Annotated in this window: 3 protein-coding genes and 1 pseudogene; all 4 read left to right on the forward strand. The window is 66.3% G+C overall.

Features of this window, described 5'->3' with window-relative positions:
- Positions 1-264: 264 nt before the first annotated feature.
- Positions 265-2,616: a xanthine dehydrogenase family protein molybdopterin-binding subunit gene (locus AC1DNE_RS22875; RefSeq protein ID WP_476766257.1), complete on the forward strand. Its 2,352-nt coding sequence runs from the start codon at positions 265-267 to the stop codon at positions 2,614-2,616.
- Positions 2,617-2,673: 57 nt separating this feature from the next.
- Positions 2,674-3,789, forward strand: coding sequence for an alanine dehydrogenase (gene ald / locus AC1DNE_RS22880; RefSeq protein ID WP_441472551.1), 1,116 nt, complete (start codon positions 2,674-2,676; stop codon positions 3,787-3,789).
- A gap of 258 nt (positions 3,790-4,047) precedes the next feature.
- Positions 4,048-4,341, forward strand: coding sequence for a XapX domain-containing protein (locus AC1DNE_RS22885; protein ID WP_441472552.1), 294 nt, complete (start codon positions 4,048-4,050; stop codon positions 4,339-4,341).
- Positions 4,341-6,000: pseudogene (locus tag AC1DNE_RS22890) on the forward strand (amidohydrolase); the annotation flags it as partial. The gene AC1DNE_RS22885 and the pseudogene AC1DNE_RS22890, both read left to right, overlap by 1 nt.

Genomic DNA, 6,000 nt, shown 5'->3' on the forward strand with positions numbered 1-6,000 from the left:
GGCGTTGGGAGTTCGCACCGCATTTGGTTCCGTCGCCGCCGTTCCCGCAAGGGCAAAGCTCGGTGCGGCTTTCGGCCGAGCTATCCGACACGGTCAATGGAGCTATGTCGCAGCCTCAGGCGCCAATTCGCTCTGGCACGCCTATGGTTGTCGGCAGCGGGGTACGCCGCTCGCAACGAGGCGGCGCCCGCGCGAGGTCGAAGGCAATGGCAGCTGTCTGCCGGAGTCATCGCCTCGATTTCTTTTCGACTGTGGTGCCTCGCGATGAACATGCATGTTTCTCAGGCCGATTGCTCGACCGGTCGCGTTGGAATTGGCCAGCCGGTCCCGCGCAACGAGGATGCGATCCTCGTACGCGGCGAAGGGCGCTACACCGACGATCTTTCGCTGGAAGGACAGCTTTACGCGGCCTTCGTCCGCAGCCCGCATGCCCACGGCGTCATTCGGGGCATCGACACCATCGCTGCGAAAGCGATGAAGGGCGTCGTCGCGATCTACACGGCGGGTGACCTCGAGGGGCAGAACTACGGTTCGCTGAAATGTCAGGTCGACCTGCCGAACCGTGACGGGACCGCGATGAGGAAGCCGGTCCGAAAGGCGCTCGCGGCGGACAAGGTGCGCTTCGTCGGCGACCCCGTCGCGATGGTTGTCGCCCGCACGGCGCTGCAGGCGCGCGACGCCGCCGAGGCCGTGTCGCTCGATATCGACATCTTGCCCGCGGTCACCTCGGTGGAGGCGGCGCTTGCTCCCGACGCGCCGCAGCTGTTCGACGACGTACCCGGCAACCTCATCCTCGACTATCATTTCGGCGACGCCGAGAAGGTCGCCGCGGCCTTTGCCGGGGCCGCGCATGTCACCAAGGTGCGGATCGTCAACAACCGCATCATCGTGAACCCGATCGAGCCGCGCGCCGCGATCGGGATCTATGATGGCAAAGCGAAGCGCTACACGCTCCATGCCCCGAGCCAGGGCGCTTTCGGCATGCGCAACAATCTCGCGGCGGCGATGGGCGTGCCGCAGGAGCGGATGAGGCTTGTCACCGGCCATGTCGGCGGCTCATTCGGCATGAAGTCGGCCGTGTTTCCGGAATACGTCGTGCTGCTGCATGCGGCGCGGCTGCTGAAGAAGCCGGTGAAATGGGCCGACCAGCGGTCCGAAAGCTTCGTTTCCGACCATCACGGCCGCGACATGGTCTTCGAGGCCGAGCTCGCCCTCGATGCGCGCGGGCGGTTCCTGGCGACGCGCTTCACCGGTACCGGCAACATGGGCGGTTATCTCTCGCCCCCCGGCCCGATGATGGCCACGCTGAACATCGGCAAGAACAGCGTCGGCATGTACCGCACGCCGCTGGTGGAGGTGCAGACGCGGTGTGCCGTCACCAATACCGTGCCGATCGCGGCCTATCGCGGCGCCGGACGCCCCGAGGGCAACTACTTCATGGAGCGGCTGATCGACACCGCCGCCGGGGAGATGGGGATCGACAGGGCGGTTCTCAGGCAGCGCAATCTGATCGGGCCCCGGCAATTGCCCTGGAAGACCCCGATCGGGACTGTCTACGACAGTGGCGACTTCCCGGCTCTCTTCGCCCGGGCGCTGGAGGCGGCCGACTGGAAGGGCTACCGGGCGCGCGAGCGTGCCAGCCGCAAGGCCGGCAAGCTGCGCGGCCGCGGGATCGGCTGCTACCTCGAGGTCACTGCCCCTCCTAGCAACGAGATGGGTGGCATCCATTTCGAGCCGGACGGAACGGTCACCATCGTCACCGGGACGCTCGACTATGGGCAGGGACACTGGACGCCCTTCGCCCAGGTCCTGACGAGCCAGCTCGGCGTGCCGTTCGATAAGATCCGCCTCATGCAAGGAGACAGCGATCGCCTGATCGCGGGCGGCGGTACCGGCGGCTCGAAATCGATCATGGCGAGCGGCTCGGCGATCATCGAGGCGAGCGTGCGCGTGATCGAGAAGGGCAAGCTCCTGACCGCGCACTTCCTGGAAGCGGGTGTCGCCGACATCGAATTCGCCAATGGCCGCTTCAGCATCGCCGGGACCGACCGCTCGATGGGCATCATGGAGCTCGCCGAGAAATTGCAGGCGGGCGCGCCCTTGCCCGAGGACCTGCCGCGGAAGCTGGATGTGGATCACGTCTTCAAGGCGGCGCCCTCGGCCTATCCCAACGGCTGCCACATCGCCGAGGTCGAGATCGATCCGGACACCGGGCATGTCGAGATCGCTAGCTATGTTATGGTCAACGACTTCGGGGTTCTGGTGAATCCGATGATCGTCGAGGGGCAGCTCCATGGCGGGGTCGTGCAGGGCATCGGCCAGGCGATCTGCGAGATGACGTCCTATGACGAAACCGGCCAGCTGATGACCGGCTCCTACATGGATTATGCGATGCCGCGCGCGGCGGACGTACCGTTCTTCTCCTTCATCAGTCAGGGCGTGCCGACCCGAACCAACCCGGTCGGCGCGAAGGGCTGCGGGGAAGCCGGATGCGCCGGCTCCCTGCCTTCGGTGATGAACGCGATCGTCGATGCCCTCTCGCCCCATGGGGTGCGCCATATCGACATGCCGGCGACGCCGCAGACCATCTGGAGAGCCATTCATTCGCGGGCTTAGTCCCGTGCCGGCACCGGCGCGGGATCGCCAAGCTCCAACCATAACGAGGAGGAAGCAATGCGCGTCGGTGTGCCCAAGGAGATCAAGGTTCACGAGTACCGGGTCGGGCTGACCCCGGAGGCCGTACGCGAATACACCGCGGCGGGCCACGAAGTCCTTGTCGAGACGACCGCCGGAGCCGGCATTTCCGCGCCCGACACCGCCTATGAGGCCGTGGGCGCCACGATCGTTGCGAGCGCAGCAGAGGTCTTCGCCAAGGCCGAGCTGATCGTGAAGGTGAAGGAGCCGCAGCCATCAGAGTGGGTGCAGCTCCGCGAGGGGCAAATCCTGTTCACCTACCTGCACCTCGCCCCCGATCCGGAACAGACGGCCGGGCTCCTGAAATCCGGAGTCACGGCGGTCGCCTATGAAACCGTGACCGACAAGGCCGGCGGCCTGCCATTGCTGGCCCCCATGAGCGAAGTGGCAGGTCGGCTATCGATCGAGGCCGCAGGCGCTTGCCTGCAGCGGCATGCCGGTGGCCGCGGCGTACTGATCGGCGGTGTGCCGGGGGTGCTTCCTGCGCGCATTGCCATCATCGGGGGTGGTGTCGTTGGTACTCACGCGGCGCGCATGGCTGCTGGTCTGGGAGCCGATCTGGTGATTCTGGACCGGTCCCTGCCGCGGCTCAGGCAGCTCGACGAGCACTTTGGCGGCAGGGCAAGGACGCGCTTTTCCACGCTCCACGCGATCGAGGAGGAAGTCCTCGCCGCGGATGTCGTCATCGGCGCCGTGCTCATCCCCGGGGCCGCCGCTCCGCGCCTCGTATCGCGCTCGCAGCTCTCCAGGATGAAGCGCGGTGCGGTCCTCGTCGATGTCGCAATCGACCAGGGCGGCTGCTTCGAAACCTCCCATCCGACGACACATGCGGACCCGACCTTCGAAATTGACGGCGTGATCCATTATTGCGTTGCCAACATGCCGGGTGCTGTGCCGCTTACATCGAGCTACGCACTGAACAACGCAACGCTGCCCTTCGGCCTGGCGTTGGCCGCTGGCGGCCTGGATGCGATCCGCAACGATCCGCATCTCGCTGCGGGGCTGAATATCCATCGCGGCCAGATCACCAACGCTCAGGTCGCGGAGAGCCTGCGCCAACCGTACAAACCGGCGCAAGCCGCTCTCGCGATGTGACGATTCCGTTCGAAGCCGCCGTTCACTGACATCGGCAAATCCGGATATGGCGCCTGCGTGAAACCGAGGCCGGTCGCGCTTATCGTGCGCGCTTCCGCGCGCGTTGGCGTAAGCTGAGCCGCCGCCGCGATCGGCAGATCAGACAAGGGATCGTTCAAACCGACAAGACTTGAACGCGCCAGCGTTCCAGCCTGTCCAGACAGAGCGGTTCTCCGAGCGTTGGACGGGCGGCCTCAATTTCCAGGCACGGGTGCGCGCATGAAGATTTATCTGATGTCGCTTGGTGCGGGTCTTCTGGTCGGGGTGATCTACAGCCTGATCAATGTGCGTTCTCCGGCACCGCCGGTGGTGGCGCTGGTCGGGCTGCTCGGCATCCTGATCGGCGAGCAATTGCCACCGCTGCTGCGCGGGTTGTGGACGAAGGCGCCGGCGGCGCAGTCCTGGGAGCATCAGATCAAGCCGCATGTCTTCGGCCATCTGCCCGGCGGCGCCAAGTCCGCGCAGGCGACCACGCCCTCGCAAGCGGTCGCGCCGGAGAAGGAGCGCAGCTGATGCCGACGCGACGCACGGTGCTGGGTGGGCTCGCCCTTCCCGGATTAGCTTCCTCGGCTCTCGCCCAGGGTCAGCCCCAGCCATCCGGAGACAAGCCGATGACCGCCGATCTCATCCTCAGCAATGGCCGCTTCACCACGCTCGATCGCGGCAACCCGACGGCGAGCGCGGTCGCAGTCAAGGACGGCGTCTTCCTGGCGGTCGGCGGGCAGGCCGAGGTGATGGCCCATGCCGGGCCGAACACCAGGGTCATCGATCTCAAGGGCCGCAGCGCGTTGCCCGGTCTGATCGACAACCACCTGCACATCATCCGCGGCGGGCTGAAGTCGGCTATACCAAGGACACGCCGCAGCCGCCCGGCGGCGAGATCACGCGCGACGCCAACGGCAATCCGACGGGGCTGCTGCTCGCCCGGCCCAACGCCAATATCCTCTACGCGACGCTCGCCAAGGGACCGAAGCTGCCCTTCGACTATCAGGTCAACTCCACCCGCCACTTCATGYGCGAGCTCAACCGGCTCGGCGTCACCGGCGCGATCGATGCAGGCGGCGGCTTCCAGAACTACCCGGACGACTACGCCGTCATCCAGACGCTCTCGGACGAGAACCAGCTCACCATCCGCCTCGCCTACAACCTGTTCACGCAGAAGCCGAAGCAGGAGAGGGACGACTTCCTTAACTGGACGAAGGCCTCCAAGTACAAGCAGGGCGACGATTATTTCCGGCACAACGGCGCCGGCGAGATGCTGGTCTTCTCCGCCGCCGATTTCGAGGATTTCCGCGAGCCGCGTCCGGACATGCCGCCGGAGATGGAGGGCGATCTCGAAGGTGTCGTGCGCATCCTCGCCGAGAACCGCTGGCCCTGGCGCTTGCACGCGACCTATGACGAGACGATCTCGCGCGCGCTCGACGTGTTCGAGAAGGTCGACAAGGACGTTCCGCTCAAGGGGCTGAACTGGTTCTTCGACCATGCCGAGACGATCTCGGAGCGCTCGATCGACCGCATCGCTGCGCTTGGCGGCGGCGTCGCGGTGCAGCACCGCATGGCCTATCAGGGCGAGTATTTCGTCGAGCGCTACGGCGCGGCTGCGGCCGAGGCGACACCGCCGGTGGCGCGCATGCTGGAGAAGGGCATCAAGACCTCGGCCGGCACCGATGCCACACGCGTCGCCTCCTACAACCCCTGGGTCTCGCTCTCCTGGATGGTCACCGGCAAGACCGTCGGGGGCTTGCGCCTCACGCCGCAGCGCAACTGCCTCGACCGCGAGACCGCGCTGAGGATGTGGACCGAGAACGTCACCTGGTTCTCGAACGAGGAGGGCAAGAAGGGCAGGATCGCAGTCGGCCAGTTCGCCGATCTGATCGTACCCGACCGCGACTTCTTCGCCTGCCCGGAGGACGAGATCTCGCATATCTCGGCCGACCTCACCGTCGTCGGCGGCAAGGTCGTCTATGGCGCCCGCGATTTCGTGAGGCTCGACGAGAGCGCCCCGCCGCCGGCGATGCCCGACTGGTCGCCGGTGCGCACCTTCAAGGGCTATGCCGCCTGGGGCGAGCCCGAGGGCGCCGGCAAGAACTCGCTGCGCCGGGCGGCCATGACCAACTGCGGCTGCGCCAGTTCCTGCAACGTCCATGGCCACGACCATGCCGGCGCCTGGTC

It is taken from the genome of Allobosea sp. 05L423 (assembly GCF_056397745.1).

Coding starts and splice junctions, on each gene's coding strand:
- AC1DNE_RS22875 (WP_476766257.1), top strand. CDS start 265: ATGAACATGCATGTTTCTCAGGCCGATTGCTCGACCGGTCGCGTTGGA.
- ald (WP_441472551.1), top strand. CDS start 2,674: ATGCGCGTCGGTGTGCCCAAGGAGATCAAGGTTCACGAGTACCGGGTC.
- AC1DNE_RS22885 (WP_441472552.1), top strand. CDS start 4,048: ATGAAGATTTATCTGATGTCGCTTGGTGCGGGTCTTCTGGTCGGGGTG.